General features: G+C 63.1%; 14 protein-coding genes and 1 pseudogene. 8 read left to right on the top strand and 7 right to left on the bottom strand.

The annotated features are described in order from the left end of the window. Nucleotides 1-59: 59 nt before the first annotated feature. Nucleotides 60-689 (top strand): HAD family hydrolase, encoded by a 630-nt coding sequence (locus EOA24_RS11205; RefSeq protein ID WP_126081711.1) that lies wholly within the window; start codon nucleotides 60-62, stop codon nucleotides 687-689. A gap of 67 nt (nucleotides 690-756) precedes the next feature. Here the strand turns inward: EOA24_RS11205 and EOA24_RS11200 are convergent, their stop codons facing one another. Beyond that, nucleotides 757-1,233: an Lrp/AsnC family transcriptional regulator gene (locus EOA24_RS11200; RefSeq protein ID WP_126081712.1), complete on the bottom strand. Its 477-nt coding sequence runs from the start codon at nucleotides 1,231-1,233 to the stop codon at nucleotides 757-759. A 233-nt stretch (nucleotides 1,234-1,466) separates the two neighbouring features. Here EOA24_RS11200 and trxB point away from each other — a divergent pair, with 233 nt between their 5' ends. Together trxB and EOA24_RS11190 are read left to right on the top strand one after the other, a co-directional pair. Beyond that, on the top strand, nucleotides 1,467-2,441 hold the full coding sequence (trxB, locus tag EOA24_RS11195) for a thioredoxin-disulfide reductase (RefSeq protein ID WP_126081713.1): 975 nt from the start codon (nucleotides 1,467-1,469) through the stop codon (nucleotides 2,439-2,441). Nucleotides 2,442-2,513: 72 nt separating this feature from the next. Next, entirely contained in the window at nucleotides 2,514-3,410 is an 897-nt protein-coding gene (locus EOA24_RS11190; RefSeq protein ID WP_127409795.1) for a LysR family transcriptional regulator, read from the top strand. 14 nt (nucleotides 3,411-3,424) lie between these two features. Here the strand turns inward: EOA24_RS11190 and EOA24_RS11185 are convergent, their stop codons facing one another. The 4 genes from EOA24_RS11185 to EOA24_RS11175 all read right to left on the bottom strand — a co-directional run bounded on the left by EOA24_RS11185 (nucleotide 3,425) and on the right by EOA24_RS11175 (nucleotide 8,386). Continuing rightward, complete coding sequence (locus EOA24_RS11185) at nucleotides 3,425-3,925, bottom strand: isoprenylcysteine carboxylmethyltransferase family protein (protein ID WP_127257716.1); 501 nt, start codon at nucleotides 3,923-3,925, stop codon at nucleotides 3,425-3,427. A 690-nt stretch (nucleotides 3,926-4,615) separates the two neighbouring features. Next, nucleotides 4,616-6,664, bottom strand: coding sequence for an elongation factor G (locus EOA24_RS11180; protein ID WP_126081715.1), 2,049 nt, complete (start codon nucleotides 6,662-6,664; stop codon nucleotides 4,616-4,618). Between the two features lie 202 nt (nucleotides 6,665-6,866). Continuing rightward, complete coding sequence (locus EOA24_RS43870) at nucleotides 6,867-7,136, bottom strand: EAL domain-containing protein (protein ID WP_281059486.1); 270 nt, start codon at nucleotides 7,134-7,136, stop codon at nucleotides 6,867-6,869. Nucleotides 7,137-7,147: 11 nt separating this feature from the next. After that, entirely contained in the window at nucleotides 7,148-8,386 is a 1,239-nt protein-coding gene (locus EOA24_RS11175; protein ID WP_281059485.1) for an EAL domain-containing protein, read from the bottom strand. A 316-nt stretch (nucleotides 8,387-8,702) separates the two neighbouring features. Here EOA24_RS11175 and EOA24_RS11170 point away from each other — a divergent pair, with 316 nt between their 5' ends. Further along, nucleotides 8,703-9,098 (top strand): cupin domain-containing protein, encoded by a 396-nt coding sequence (locus EOA24_RS11170; RefSeq protein WP_126081716.1) that lies wholly within the window; start codon nucleotides 8,703-8,705, stop codon nucleotides 9,096-9,098. Between the two features lie 65 nt (nucleotides 9,099-9,163). Here the strand turns inward: EOA24_RS11170 and EOA24_RS11165 are convergent, their stop codons facing one another. Then, nucleotides 9,164-10,366: a pyridoxal phosphate-dependent aminotransferase gene (locus EOA24_RS11165; protein WP_126081717.1), complete on the bottom strand. Its 1,203-nt coding sequence runs from the start codon at nucleotides 10,364-10,366 to the stop codon at nucleotides 9,164-9,166. 218 nt (nucleotides 10,367-10,584) lie between these two features. Between EOA24_RS11165 and EOA24_RS11160 the strand changes: the two genes are divergently transcribed. From EOA24_RS11160 to EOA24_RS41540, 4 genes are all read left to right on the top strand, one after another. Then, on the top strand, nucleotides 10,585-11,475 hold the full coding sequence (locus EOA24_RS11160) for an EAL domain-containing protein (protein ID WP_126081718.1): 891 nt from the start codon (nucleotides 10,585-10,587) through the stop codon (nucleotides 11,473-11,475). After that, on the top strand, nucleotides 11,472-12,332 hold the full coding sequence (locus tag EOA24_RS11155; protein WP_126081719.1) for an EAL domain-containing protein: 861 nt from the start codon (nucleotides 11,472-11,474) through the stop codon (nucleotides 12,330-12,332). Before EOA24_RS11160 ends, EOA24_RS11155 begins: the two co-directional genes overlap by 4 nt. 140 nt (nucleotides 12,333-12,472) lie before the next feature. Beyond that, the gene (locus EOA24_RS11150) at nucleotides 12,473-13,084 is read left to right on the top strand and encodes a glutathione S-transferase family protein (protein ID WP_127409794.1); all 612 of its coding nucleotides are present in this window, start codon (nucleotides 12,473-12,475) and stop codon (nucleotides 13,082-13,084) included. 73 nt (nucleotides 13,085-13,157) lie between these two features. Next, nucleotides 13,158-13,334 carry a hypothetical protein gene (locus EOA24_RS41540; RefSeq protein ID WP_189342122.1) on the top strand — a complete coding sequence of 59 codons (177 nt, stop codon included), beginning with the start codon at nucleotides 13,158-13,160 and terminating at the stop codon, nucleotides 13,332-13,334. 198 nt (nucleotides 13,335-13,532) lie between these two features. Here the strand turns inward: EOA24_RS41540 and EOA24_RS42940 are convergent. After that, nucleotides 13,533-13,634 (bottom strand): annotated as a pseudogene (locus tag EOA24_RS42940) (cold-shock protein); the annotation flags it as partial.

Raw genomic sequence — 13,634 nt, 5'->3', positions numbered from 1 at the left:
GCAGGGGCATCTCTGCCTCTACCACCATCTGTGCGAGGCGGTCGAAGCGCGTCTCAGCAATGGCTGAGAGCGAAGGCTTTCCGCTGGCCGGGCCAGGCCTTTGGGTCGAGCGGGTTGGTGACCGGAGCTTTCCGGCCGGCCGGCCGGCGCTGTTCCTCGATCGCGACGGCACGATCAATCTGGATACCGGCTATCCCGACGATCCGGCGACCATGGCGCTGCGCGATGGCATCGCGCCGGTCATCGCGACCGCGAACCAGCGCGGCATTCCGGTCGTTGTCGTCACCAACCAGTCCGGCATCGCGCGCGGCTATTTCGGCTGGGACGCTTTCGCCCGGGTCAACGGGCGCGTGCTCGACCTGCTGGCTGAACAGAACGCGTTTGTCGACATGGTGCTGGCTTGCGCCTACCACGAGACCGGCACCGGTCTACTGGCGATGGCCGATCATCCGATGCGCAAGCCCAATCCAGGCATGCTGCTGGAGGCGGGCCGGCAGCTCGGCCTGGACTTGAAACGATCACTGATCGTCGGCGACAAGCTGGCGGATATGGAAGCCGGCCAGCGCGCCGGCCTCACGTGTGGCTGGCTTGTCGACGGCGAAGGCTCGATGATGGGCGGGCTTTCGGTGTTGCCGTTGCGCGACGCAACGGACCTTGGTGGACTGCTCACTGCGATACGATCGCTTTGATCGCAGGTTGATTCAAGACCTGAAGTTAAGCCTGTTGTTCTGCAGCGGAATTTCCGGAAACGGCACATCAAGTTTGAAAGGCCACCAGCCCCTCATCCTTGACGCGGCGGATGGTCAAGGCGGTGCGCACCGTGTCCACATTCGGGGCCGAAGCCAGTTCCTCGATGACGAAGGTCTGGAAGGTGCCAAGGTCGCTTGCCACGCAGTGCAGCAGGAAATCGGATTCGCCCGACACCATCCAGGCGTCGCGCACGATCGGCCAGCCGCGCGTGCGTTCGGCGAAGGTCTTCAACTCGGCATCGGCCTGATGGTGCAGGCCGATCAGGCAGAAGGCGACGACATCCATGCCGAGCGCCGGCGCGTTGAGAAGCGCGCGGTAACCGCGGATGATGCCGGCTTCTTCCAGCCGCCTGACGCGGCGCAGGCAGGGCGGCGCCGAGATGCCGACCCGGCTCGACAATTCGACATTGGTCATGCGCCCGTCGCTCTGCAATTCACGCAGGATCTTCCAGTCGATGGCGTCGAGGTCGGCTTTGAGCGGCATGGCTGTCTCGGCTCTTGCGCAAGAATCTTTCGCGAATTTGTAATTAAACGACTTTTGTGTCCGCGCCAGCCCCTCACCGACGCGATTTTTAGAGGTAACAAAAGCTGCGATTTTGCGAATATCCGGCTGACGGCAGCTTTCCGGGGACGACGGTCCGTTCGTCTTGCTGCCATGGTTTGCAACCCTTACATTAACCTCGACAAAACCACGGCTTTGCGCCGCAGGGGACTTTCATGAACACCAAACATGCGCCCGTTCTCATTATCGGTTCCGGCCCGGCCGGCTACACGGCGGCGATCTATGCCGCCCGCGCCATGCTGAAGCCGATGCTGGTCGCCGGCCTGCAGCAGGGCGGCCAGTTGATGATCACCACCGACGTCGAGAATTATCCGGGCTTCGCCGATCCGATCCAAGGACCTTGGCTGATGAGCCAGATGCTGGCGCAGGCCGAGCATGTCGGCACCGATATCGTCAACGACATCATCACCGAGGTCGACCTCAATGTGCGGCCGTTCCGCGCCACCGGCGATTCCGGCACCGTCTACACGGCGGACGCGCTGATCATCGCCACCGGCGCGCAGGCCAAGTGGCTGGGCATTCCATCCGAGCAGACCTTCATGGGCTTCGGCGTTTCGGCCTGCGCCACCTGCGACGGCTTCTTCTACCGCGGCAAGGACGTGGCGGTGGTCGGCGGCGGCAATTCCGCGGTCGAGGAAGCGCTCTATCTGTCGAACCTCGCGAAAAGCGTCACCGTCATCCATCGGCGCAACGATTTCCGTGCCGAGCGCATCCTGCGCGAGCGGCTGCTTGCGAAGGACAATGTCCGCGTCATCTGGGACACGGTGGTGCACGAGATCACCGGACGTCCGGGTAAGGCGCCGCTGCCGCCTTCCGTCGAAGGCCTGACGCTGCGCAATGTCGTGACCGGCCAGGAATCGAAGCTGCCGGTCGACGGTGTGTTCGTCGCGATCGGCCATGCGCCGGCGGTCGAGCTGTTCGTCGGCAAGCTGAAGCAGAAGCCGAACGGCTACCTGTGGACGGCACCCGATTCGACTCGCACCGACGTGCCCGGCGTGTTCGCCGCCGGCGATGTCACCGATGATGTCTACCGCCAGGCGGTGACGGCCGCGGGGCTTGGTTGCATGGCGGCACTCGAGGCGGAAAAATATCTGGCCGGCATCGAGGTTCACCGCGAAGCGGCGGAGTGACAAATCGGCTGAAAAAAGCCGTTTAAAAGCCTGATTTTTCATTCAGACGCCAAATGCAACGCGAGGGGAATCATGGCGCTGGACTGGGACAAGCTACGCGTATTTCACGCAGCGGCGGAGGCTGGGTCGTTCACCCATGCCGCCGAGACGCTGCATCTGTCGCAATCGGCCATTTCGCGGCAGGTCAGCGCGCTCGAGCATGATGTCGGCGTCGCACTCTTCCACCGTCATGCGCGTGGCCTGGTGCTGACCGAGCAGGGCGAGATGCTGTTCCGCACGGCGCATGACGTGCTGATGAAGCTGGAAACCATCAAGACGCGGCTGACCGAGACCAAGGACCGGCCGTCGGGCGTGCTCCGCGTGACGACCACGGTGGGGCTGGGCGCCGGCTGGCTGACCGAGCGCGTGCAGGAATTCATCGAGCTCTATCCCGAGATCAGCCTGCAGCTGATCCTGGCCAATGAGGAGCTAGACCTCACCATGCGCCAGGCCGATTGCGCGATCCGGCTGCGCCAGCCGCAGCAGCCCGACCTTATCCAGCGGCGGCTGTTCACGGTGCATTTCCACCTCTACGCGGCGCCGTCCTACATCGCCAAGTTCGGCAGGCCGGCCTCGATCGCTGAGCTCAGGAACCATCGCATCGTCACCTTCGGCGTGCCGGTGCCTTCGCATCTGTCGGAGCTGAACTGGCTGGAGACAGTCGGCGATTTCGAAGGCGCGCAGCGGGTGCCGACGCTGCAGATCAACGACATCCTGTCGATCAAGCGGGCGGTGCAGGGCGGCGCGGGCATCGCCATGCTGCCGGACTATGTGATCAACAAGGACTCGAACCTGGTGCAGCTGATGCCGGAGACCGAGGTGCCGTCCTTCGACACCTATTTCGCCTATCCCGATGCGATGAAGAACCAGGCGAAGCTGCACGTTTTTCGCGATTTCGTTATCGCCAAGGCGCGCAGCTGGTCTTACTGAATGCCCGGCCGAGACTACTGCCCGCGCCAGGGTGTGAGGCGGGGCAGCCAGCCGGGCACGGCGCGTCGGTAGACTTCATATTCTTCGCCATAGCGCTGGGCGAGCGTCGGCTCTTCATAGATATTGACGAACGAGACCATCGCAGCCGCGGTGATCATGCCATAGAGCAGCACCGGCCAGCTTGAAAAGATCAGAACCTGGCCGAGGATGATCGCCAGCACGGCCACGTACATCGGGTTGCGGACGTGGCGGTAGATGCCGCCCACGACCAGTTTCTCCGTCGGCGCCACAGGGGCGGGCGTGCCCAGCCCTTCGAGGGCAAAACGGGCGAAGGCGTGCAGCAGGATCGCAGCTGCTCCGATCACGAAAATGGAGCCCGCGGCCACGAAGCCCGGCGCAGTCGCCAGAGGTTTGCGATAATGGTCGGTCAGCAGCCAGGGCATCAGTCCGGCGACAACGCCCGGCGCGACGACCAGAAACAGGGCGCTGCCGGCGATTGCTGAAAAAGTCCGCATCATCGATCTCCTGCCGCAAAAATAATCTCGGCATGCCGAAATCGGCATCATTTGCCGAGTCGCCTGTATTTCGGAGCAAAATCGGCTTGATTTGGCATTTAAGCAGTCACTTTAGATCAGGAAGCAGCTTGAAACCCGCGATTTTCCTGGTCCTATGGCTTTCTGGAATGGGTTGGACCACAGCCTGCGTCTTTTTGCATGCGTGTGTTGCAAAATAGATGCTTGTTTCTTGGGCATGATGAGCACATATATAGTGGCATCTCTAGGGCGCGTTCTCCTCCCATTAGCGCCCTCGAGTGTTCCCCTCTGGAGGTTAGCCCTAATCGGCACTTCCAATCAAACTCAGCCGGATCTTTATTGATCCGGCTTTTTTGTTGCCCGCATGCCTTCGGGCCGGCAAAAACACGGCCGAATCCGACACGTAACAGTGACATGTAACATCGGGTAACATGTCGCGGACGCAGTCTATGGTTTAACTAGAGCATAGGACGCGGTTGGTCGGTTCGAGAGATGGGGGCATCACTCGAAATGGCCGGGCTCAGGCAGCTACCGCGTCCGAACCATTTGTCCGGGTGCGGCGGACCAGCCGTTGCCTCCCAGGAAGACGGTCCGCAATTGAAACGGCGTCCGGGCGAACCGGACGCCGTTTTCATATCTTCAGCGGACAGCCCGTCAGGCACTCCGACCTGTTCAGGCGGCTTTGCCGTTGGCGTTCATCGCCTCGTCGGCGAGCCGGCCGGTGAGCTCGGCCATGTGGTCGAAAGCGGCCCTGTAGCTGGCGACGCCAGCGGTCGCCGAGCGCAGCTCGATGATCAGGTCACCGATTTCGGCCTGCGGCATGGTCGCCTCGACGACGTCCCAGCCCGGCCAGTCGGGCCGCGCGTCATAGCCGAGGATTTGGCCGCGCCGCTGCGGGATCAGCGCGATGATCTTCGACGTCGCGTCGGAAGGCGTGACGATCTCGACCTTCATCACCGGCTCCAGCAGGACGGGCGAGCAGGCGGCCATGCCTTCCTTCATCGCGAGCTTGGCCGCCATCTGGAAGGCCATGTCCGAAGAGTCAACCGCATGGTAAGAGCCGTCCGACAGGTTGACGGCGACGTCGACGACCGGAAAGCCGAGCGGGCCGGTCTTCAGATAGTCACGAATGCCGGTCTCGACCGACTGGATGTATGTCTTCGGCACCACTCCGCCGGTGATGGTGTCGGAGAACTGGAAGCCGGAGCCGCGCGGCAGCGGCTTGATCTCGATCACCACATCGCCGAACTGGCCGTGGCCGCCGGACTGCTTCTTGTGGCGGCCGCGCTGCTGCGCCGATTTGCGGATCGTCTCGCGGTAGGGCACCGCCGGGGCATGGCCCTCGATCGGAATCTGGTTCTTGCCCTCAAGGCGCTCGCGCACAACGCGCAGATGCATCTCGCCGTGGCCCGACAGCACGGTCTCGGCCGAATCCTGATTGTGACGCAGGCTGAGCGAAGGGTCCTCCTCGGCCAACCGCTGGATCGCGGCCGACATCTTGACCTCGTCCTTGCGCTCCTTGGGGCGAAGCGCGAAGGCGAAGACGGGCTGCGGCGGCTCGAGCGTGACCAGTGGCCGGATGCCGCCCTTGGCCGAACTCAGCGTCTGGCCGGTCTTGACGTTGTCGAGCTTGCCGAGCGCGACGGTGTCGCCTGCCTTGGCGGATGTCTGCTTGATCTGGTCCTTGCCGAGCATCCTGTAGAGGCCGGAGACCTTCGTCGTGTCGCCGTTGGACAGGAAAAGCTCGGCCGCGTCGGCCAACTGGCCTGAAAGCACGCGCGACACCGAAAGCTTGCCGCCATGCGCGGTGTGGATGGTCTTCATCACCTGCACCACCGTCTGGCCTTCCGGCGCGCCGAGGCGCTTCCTCGTCGCCTCGATATCCGGGGCGTCGTGGCGAATGGCTTTCAACAGGCGCAGCACGCCGTTGCCTTTCTCGGCCGTGCCGATCAGCACCGGCGTCACCGCGCCGGCGCGCAGGTCAGCCGAGAGATCGTCGAAGATCGCGTCCTTCGGCGGCTCGATCTCCTCCAGCAATTGCTCCATCAGGTGATCGTCGTGATCGGCTAATGTTTCCAGCATGGAGAAACGCGCTTCCAGCTCGCGCGCCTTGTCGTCGTTCGGGATCTCGGCGACCTGGCTTTCGGCGTATTCGCGATAGATGTAGGCGCGCTCCAGCGCCAGATCGATCGAGCCGATGACGATGCCGTCCTTGCGCACCGGAATCTGGCGTAAGAGCAGCGGTACCGAACTTGCCGGCTGCAACATCTTCAGCGTCTCGCGCACGCCCGCAATCGCCTTGTCGACCTTGTTCAGGAACAGGATGCGCGGAATGGCGAGATCGTCGAGCTTGCGCATGATCAGCTGCAGTGCCGGGATCTTCTTCTCGTCGGCCTCGGCGACGACGACCGCAAGGTCGCAAGCGGCAAGCACGGGTTCGGCCTCGAAGGCGAATTCGATGGAGCCGGGGCAATCGACGAAGGTGATCTGCTCGCCCATGAAATCGGTGGTGGCGAAGGTGGCCTCGACGCTCATGGCGTGGGCGCGGGCTTCGGGCGAATGATCGGAGACGGTGTTGCCCGATGAAACGGGTGATTGGCGGGGTATCGCGCCCGTGCGGGCGAGGATTGCTTCGAGAAGTGTCGTCTTACCGCTTGCAAAGGGACCGACTATGGCGATGCATTTCGGTCCCGTGCGTCGTCCTCCGGCGCGAGTACCCATGGCTGACCTCCACTCAGGCGTTTCCCAAGAGAGCGATCAGCAAAAGTGGAAACCGGTTTTTGCTCCGATCGCACCCTGTGCAGAGCGGCGGCCGGCCTGTTCGGCCGTCGCGGGTGGGTTTTATCCACCCCTTCCCAAGGCCATCGTCACACGGGTTCGCCGGGAGGGCAAGAAAAATAGGATTTTCGCCGGCTTGGGTTTGTCAGGCCGTGAGGGCGAGCGGCTCGCGGCCGGCGACACACAAGGCGCTTGCCTTGTCGCGTGGCGCTGGCTTGCCGAAGAAATAGCCCTGGAAGCGGCTGCATCCGGCCGTTCGGGCGAGGCTGAATTCCTGCTCGGTCTCGACGCCTTCCGCGACGATGGCGATCTCCTGGATGCGAGCGATCTGGGCAAGCGCCGAGACGAAGATCTGCGCCACCTGGTCATGGGCGAGGCTGCGGATATAGGAGCGGTCGATCTTGACGCTGTCGATGGGCAGCGACTTCAGATAGTTAAAACCGCAATGTCCAGTGCCGAAGTCGTCGAGCGCGATGGGAAGCCGAGGCCGCGCAGCGCCTCCAGGCGCCTCAGCACCTCCGGCGTCGCGGCCGTCGCCACCGTCTCGGTGATCTCGATGATGAATTGCGAGGCGGACCGGCCGGTTTCGCGCAGGATCCTATCGCACATCGTCACGATCTCGTCGCGCTTCAGCTGCTCGCCGGAGACGTTGATCGAGATGCGCCGTCCGGGAAAATGCCCGATATCGGTACAGGCGCGCTTGAAGACCCATTCGCCGATCATGTCGATCAGCGTCGAGCGCTCGGCGATCGGGATGAATTCCGCCGGCGAGATCAAGCCGCGCACGGGATGGCGCCAGCGGATCAATCCCTCCAGCGCGTCGACCGAGCCGTCGGGATCGACGATCGGCTGGTAGTGCAGTTCCAGCTCGCCGAGATAGATCGCGGCGCGCAGCTCGCGTTCCACCAGCCGGCGATAGCGTTTGTCCGACAGCATCTCCTCGTCGAAGACGGTGACGCGGCCGCGGCCGCCTGCCTTGCTTTCGTAGAGCGCAAGGTCGGCCAGCAGCATCAACTCAGCACCGTTCGAGGCATGCAGCGGCGCAAGCGCGACCCCCACCGAGATCGACAGCGGAATGATCTTGCCTTCATGTCTTTTGCCGGCCCGCATCGCATCGAGCAGCCGGCGCACGTCCTTGTTGATGACGGCGACGTCGCCATGCGGAACCATGACGCCGAACTCGTCGCCGCCGAGCCGGCCGATGGCGCCGTCCTCGAAGATGCGCTGCGTTTCGCTGACAAGATGCGCCAGCGCCAGGTCGCCGAACTGATGGCCGAACGTGTCGTTGAGCTGCTTGAAATGATCGAGGTCGATCAGAAGCAGGCTTGCCTGGCGACGGTTGCGCAAGCCGCCCAGCCGGTCGCGCAGCGCTTCGATGAAATAGCGCCGGGTCATGGCGCCGGTCATGGCATCGATGGTGAGAAAGCGGTGCTTCTCGGCTTCGGCATCCTCCGCCGATTGCAGGCGCTGGACGACGCTCGAGCGCATATACATCAAGACCAGAAGCGCCATCAGGGTCGATGCTGCCGACATCGTCAGCGCGCCGGCGCGGGAAGCGTTCTCCGTCAGCGCGAAAGCCGCGAGCCCGGTGGCTGCGATGCTCATCACGAGCAGAGCCTGGATGCCGCGATAGATACGGCCGCTATGATCCTTGATTGTCGCCAAGATACTCATGTCCGCGCCCCCACAGCACGCGCCATCGCTAGAACCTCAGCCGTTAACAAACGCTGAGCGCGGCGATCGTCTTGACCTGTTCTCTGGCGGCTGGATCGAGGCGGCGATTTTATGGTTAAAAAGCAATGACTTATGACGGTATTGAGACATTCTAAAATAGAAAATGCTAGTGCCTGAGCGCGCAACCGGAGCTGCCGCGCCGGCAACATCCCAAAGCCGTTGCAATGGCCTCTCCGCAGGAGGAGACTGCTCCACGAGAGGCCGAGCGCGGCCCCTTGTTCAACCAACGAGTTCGAGGATCTGAACGATGAAGATCATTGCGTGCGGCAGCGTGCCGACGATCATCGCGCCGGAGGCCTATTTCACCGGGCGGGTGCTGCAGACGCCGATTATCGAGAAAGAAACGCCGGCGCGGCTGAGGGCGACGCTGGTCAGTTTCGAGCCCGGCGCGCGCACTTACTGGCACACGCATCCGCTTGGGCAGACGCTCTATGTCACGGCCGGCGCCGGACTTGCCCAGACCTGGGGCGAGCCGGTCCAGACGATCAGGGCAGGGGACGTCATCTCCTTCGCGCCGGGCGAGAAGCACTGGCATGGCGCCGGATGGAAAACCGCCATGACCCATATCGCCATGCAGGAGGCGATGGACGGCGTCCATGCGGAGTGGCTGGAAGCGGTGACACCGGAGCAATATGGCGGCTGAGACAAGCCTCTGACAAAAAACCCGGCGTGACGCCGGGTTCTTCGCGTTCGGAGCTTCTCGGCCGTTTAGGTCAGCGACGCGGTGAAGCGCTGGATGCGCGTGCAGGCTTCCTCCAGCAAGGTTTCCGAGGTCGCGTAGGAGATGCGGAAATTCGGACCGAGGCCGAAGGCCGAGCCGAACACCACCGCCACACCTTCGGCGTCGAGCAGTTCCGAGCAGAAGGCTTCGTCGGTGTCGATCACCTTGCCCGACTTCGTCTTCTTGCCGATCAGCTCAGCGCAAGACGGATAGACGTAGAAGGCGCCTTCGGGCGAGGGGCAGGAGATGCCGCGCGCCTGGTTGAGCATCGAGACGACGAGGTCGCGGCGGCCCTGGAAGATCGCCTTGTTCTTCGCGATGAAATCCTGCGGGCCGTTGAGCGCCTCGACGGAGGCCCATTGCGCGATGGTGCAGGCACCCGAGGTCTGCTGGCCCTGGATCATGTCCATCGCCTTGATCAGCGGCACGGGGCCGGCGGCGTAGCCGATGCGCCAACCGGTCATGGCATAGGCTTTCGACACGCCGTTCATCGTCAGCGTCCGCTCGTAAAGATTCGGCTCGACCTCGGCGATGGTCTTGAAGACGAAGTCGCCATAGGTCAGATGCTCATACATGTCGTCGGTCAGCGTCCAGACATGCGGATGCTTGAGCAGGACATCGGCCAGCGCCCTGAGCTCTGCCTCCGTGTATGCGGCGCCCGACGGGTTGGACGGCGAGTTCATCAGCAGCCATTTGGTCTTCGGCGTGATTGCCTTTTCCAGCACCTCGGCCGTGAGCTTGAAGCCGTTGTCGATCGAGGTGTCGGCGAAGACCGACGTGCCGCCGCAGATCGCCACCATTTCGGGGTAGCTCACCCAGTAGGGACGCGGGATGATGACCTCGTCGCCGGGGTTCAGCGTCGCCATGAAGGCATTGAACAGGATCTGCTTGCCGCCGGTGCCGACGATGGTCTGCTCCGGCCGGTAATCGAGATTGTTCTCGCGCTTGAATTTTTTCGCGATTGCCTCGCGCAGCGGCACGATGCCCGACACCGGCGGGTATTTGGTCTCGCCACGGCGGATCGCCTCGATCGCCGCGTTCTTGATGTTGTCGGGCGTATCGAAGTCCGGCTCGCCGGCACCGAGGCCGATCACGTCACGGCCGGCATTTTTCAGCTCGCGCGCTTTCTGCGTCACCGCGATGGTCGCGGAAGGCTTAACGCGGGAAAGGGCGTCGGCGAGAAAGGCCATGACAAAAAGTCTCCTAGGGAAGCGGCCAGGAGCGGCCGCGGCGCCTCTCATGTCGCATGATGGCGCGGAGCGCAAGCATTGTGCGATGAGCCAGAGGTCAAGGAGGCGTGACCAAAGTCAGCCTGCGTGCGCAGCAACGCTAAATTCATCAACGGCCGGTAAACCCTTGACTGGCAGGATCGCAGATCGGATTGCGCCAATTCGCGGAGCGAGAAACCTTGTCGCGCAGCATCGGGCTTGCCCACATCATCCGTCATGACGACGGCACCTCGACCGGTGTCTGGGGCATCTATACGCTGCAAAGCGCGTTCCAGCCGATCTTCGCCTTCAAGGAGGGCAAGCTTTCAGTCGCCGCCTTCGAAGGGCTGATCCGGCCGTTCCGCGACGGCGAGCCGCAGTCGCCGGCGGCGTTCTTCGGCACCTGCCCGGCGGCCGACCGGCTGCATATCGAGTCGCTGACGCGCACGCTGCATCTTCTGAACGCCGGCGCCTGCCTGCCGCAGGAGGCGTCGATCTTCATCAATTTCGACCCGTCGGTCTTCACCGATCGCGGCATTGCCGACAAGGCATTGCGCGATATGCGGCTGGTGCTGCACGAGGCCGGTATCGATCCGCGCCGCATCGTCTGCGAGGTTACCGAGCAGAAGTCGGCCTCGCAGGAAGCGCTCTACGATTTTGTCGAGGCGCTGAGGGCCAATGGCTTCCGCATCGCGGTGGACGACTATGGCGCCGATGAATCCGACATCCACCGGATCCAGGAACTGAAGCCCGACATCGTCAAGTTTGATGCCCTATGGATCACGCATCTGATGGAGTCCGGCGCCGGCTTCGCGTTGCTGACGGCGATGGTTCGGGGCTTCGAAACCCAGGGCATCCACACCGTCTTCGAAGGTCTCGAGGAAGGCTGGCAACTGGAGCTTGCCGAGAAAGCCGGCGCTTCCATGGTGCAAGGCTATGTGCTTGCCCGGCCCGAACTTGCTCCCACCAGCTTTCGCGTCTTCGCGCAGCCTCCGGCTGAACAGAGCACGGTGTCGGCTGCCGCAAGCCCTGCGGCTCCGGCGAAGCGGTCGCGGCCGGCAAGGGTATTCGGGCGCAAGGTCGCGCCATGAACGAAAGCCAGGAGAGGCGGCGCAACGTCGCCAAGGCGATCTTCGCCGACGAGATCGGCCTTCAGTTCGGCATTTACGGCGATTTCCGGCTGTGGAGCGCCTATCAGCCGATCTTCGCGCCGGAGGACAGGATGCTCAGGGCGGTCGCCGTCGAGGGGCTGATCGAGCCGCGCCGCATCGCCGAGCCGGTGGCTCCGTCGATCTTCTTCGGCGGCGTTCCCGCATCCGACCGGCTGTTCGTCGAAACGATGTGCCGGATGCTGCATCTCGGCAATTACCGCAACATCGGCCTCGAGGGACTCACGCTGTTCTTCAACTACAATCCGATGATCAACGATCATCTCGGGCGGGCGCTGGCCGAAATCCGGCTGATGACCAGGCATCTCGGCGATTTCGAGCTGGAGCCGGCCCTGCTGGTTTGCGAGATCACCGAACAGGCGGCGGACGATCACGTTCTTGCCAGCCTGGTGCGTGAAATGCGGCGCGACGGCATCCGTATCGCCATTGACGATTTCGGCACCGGGCATTCCACCGAGGCGCGCATCAAGCTGCTTGCGCCCGACATCGTCAAGATCGACGGCGCCTGGTTCGGCGCGCTCTGCCGCCACGCCGCCGCCGAGCGCTTCTTCCGGCCCTTGGTGGGCATGTTGCAGGAGCGGGGCGCAAAAGTGCTGGTCGAGGGCATCGAGAATGCCCAGCACCTGCGCGTCGCGCTCGAGGGCGGCGCCGACCTGCTGCAGGGTTTCCATCTCGCCCGCCCGGCGCTCGCAGGTACGATCTTCAAGGAAGAGCCGCTTTCCGTCGATGCCCTGCTCGACGCCGGCAACAAGGTTGTGCCCCTGCATCAGCAACGCTGATGCCAAGAAAACCCACCAGCAACGCTGATGCCAAAGAAAACCTATCAGCGTCGCTGATGGTTTTTCGCAAAAACAAATCACTGGATGCGACCTGGCCGCGCGCGTTAGAGCGTTCCAGGAGATTCGAGAGGGCACGAGGCATGATCCTTTACGACATGGCCGACAGCGGCAATTGCTACAAGCCGCGGCTGTTGATGGCAAAGCTCGGCATCCCCTTTACCCGGGTCGAGGTGAGCTCGCATACCGGCGAGACGCGCAAGCCCGACTACGTTGCCAAGAATCCGAACGCGATGGTGCCGATGCTGGAACTCGACGACGGCAGGCGCATCGCCGAGAGCAACGCCATCCTGCTTTATCTCGCCGAGGGAACGCGCTTCCTGCCGCCGGACAAATACGAACGCGCGCTGGCTTACCAATGGCTGTTCTTCGAACAATACAGCCATGAGCCCTATATCGCGGTGCGCAAGGCGCTTTTGACCTTTCCGGAACGGGCGAAGGACGCCACGCCGGAGCGGCTGGCGCTAACGCTGGAGCGCGGCAACAAGGCGCTGGGCGTCATGAACCAGCATCTTGAGCAGAACGCATTCTTCGCCGGCAATGCCTATAGCGTCGCCGATATCGCGCTCTACGCCTATACCCACACCGCCGAGAAGGGCGGGTTCCAGATCGAGGCCTATCCGGCCGTCGCCGCCTGGCTGAAACGGGTCGAGGCGGACAAGGGGCATGTGCCGATCGAGTGGCTGCCCCACTGAAGCCGGCGATTGGCGAAAGCGTGAGTGACAGCGTCCTTCTCCCCGTTCACGGGGAGAAGATGGCGGCAGCCAGATGAGGGGCGGCGCCATCTTTTCTAAGCTGGTCAAAATGGGCAGTTCTGAAATGTCGGCGCTGCCCCTCATCGCCCTGCCGGGCACTTCTCCCCGTGAACGGGGAGAAGAAAGCTGCTCCAAAATCCAGACAACAAAAAAGGCGGGCATTGCCCGCCTTCCTGTGCCGGTAGCCTGATCGGGAACGTCCGGTCCGGGCTGGCAGCTATCTGCTGTTCCAGCTTGTCGGTCTTTCCGCTCCGGCGCGCTTATCGCGCGACCGTCAGTACATCCGTGACTTGCCGCGCGCCCCGAACCTTCGTCCGGCGCGCGCCTTACTTACTCGCATTTCGCGGCGCTCGGCGGTTAAGCCTCGCGGCAAAATGCTTAAGCCAAATCAGGCTGCCTTGCTCAGAGACCCAGCTGCGGACTTGCCGGTGCGGCGGTCCTTCTCGATCTCGAAGTTGATTTTCTGGCCTTCAGCCAGGCTCGTCATCCC

It is taken from the genome of Mesorhizobium sp. M2A.F.Ca.ET.039.01.1.1 (assembly GCF_003998035.1).
Taxonomy (GTDB): domain Bacteria; phylum Pseudomonadota; class Alphaproteobacteria; order Rhizobiales; family Rhizobiaceae; genus Mesorhizobium.
This window is presented reverse-complemented; position numbering and strand designations above follow the sequence as displayed.

Coding starts and splice junctions, on each gene's coding strand:
- EOA24_RS11170 (WP_126081716.1), top strand. CDS start 8,703: ATGAAGATCATTGCGTGCGGCAGCGTGCCGACGATCATCGCGCCGGAG.
- EOA24_RS11165 (WP_126081717.1), bottom strand. CDS start 10,366: ATGGCCTTTCTCGCCGACGCCCTTTCCCGCGTTAAGCCTTCCGCGACC.
- EOA24_RS11200 (WP_126081712.1), bottom strand. CDS start 1,233: ATGCCGCTCAAAGCCGACCTCGACGCCATCGACTGGAAGATCCTGCGT.
- EOA24_RS11180 (WP_126081715.1), bottom strand. CDS start 6,664: ATGGGTACTCGCGCCGGAGGACGACGCACGGGACCGAAATGCATCGCC.
- EOA24_RS11190 (WP_127409795.1), top strand. CDS start 2,514: ATGGCGCTGGACTGGGACAAGCTACGCGTATTTCACGCAGCGGCGGAG.
- trxB (WP_126081713.1), top strand. CDS start 1,467: ATGAACACCAAACATGCGCCCGTTCTCATTATCGGTTCCGGCCCGGCC.
- EOA24_RS11150 (WP_127409794.1), top strand. CDS start 12,473: ATGATCCTTTACGACATGGCCGACAGCGGCAATTGCTACAAGCCGCGG.
- EOA24_RS41540 (WP_189342122.1), top strand. CDS start 13,158: ATGAGGGGCGGCGCCATCTTTTCTAAGCTGGTCAAAATGGGCAGTTCT.
- EOA24_RS11155 (WP_126081719.1), top strand. CDS start 11,472: ATGAACGAAAGCCAGGAGAGGCGGCGCAACGTCGCCAAGGCGATCTTC.
- EOA24_RS11205 (WP_126081711.1), top strand. CDS start 60: ATGGCTGAGAGCGAAGGCTTTCCGCTGGCCGGGCCAGGCCTTTGGGTC.
- EOA24_RS11185 (WP_127257716.1), bottom strand. CDS start 3,925: ATGCGGACTTTTTCAGCAATCGCCGGCAGCGCCCTGTTTCTGGTCGTC.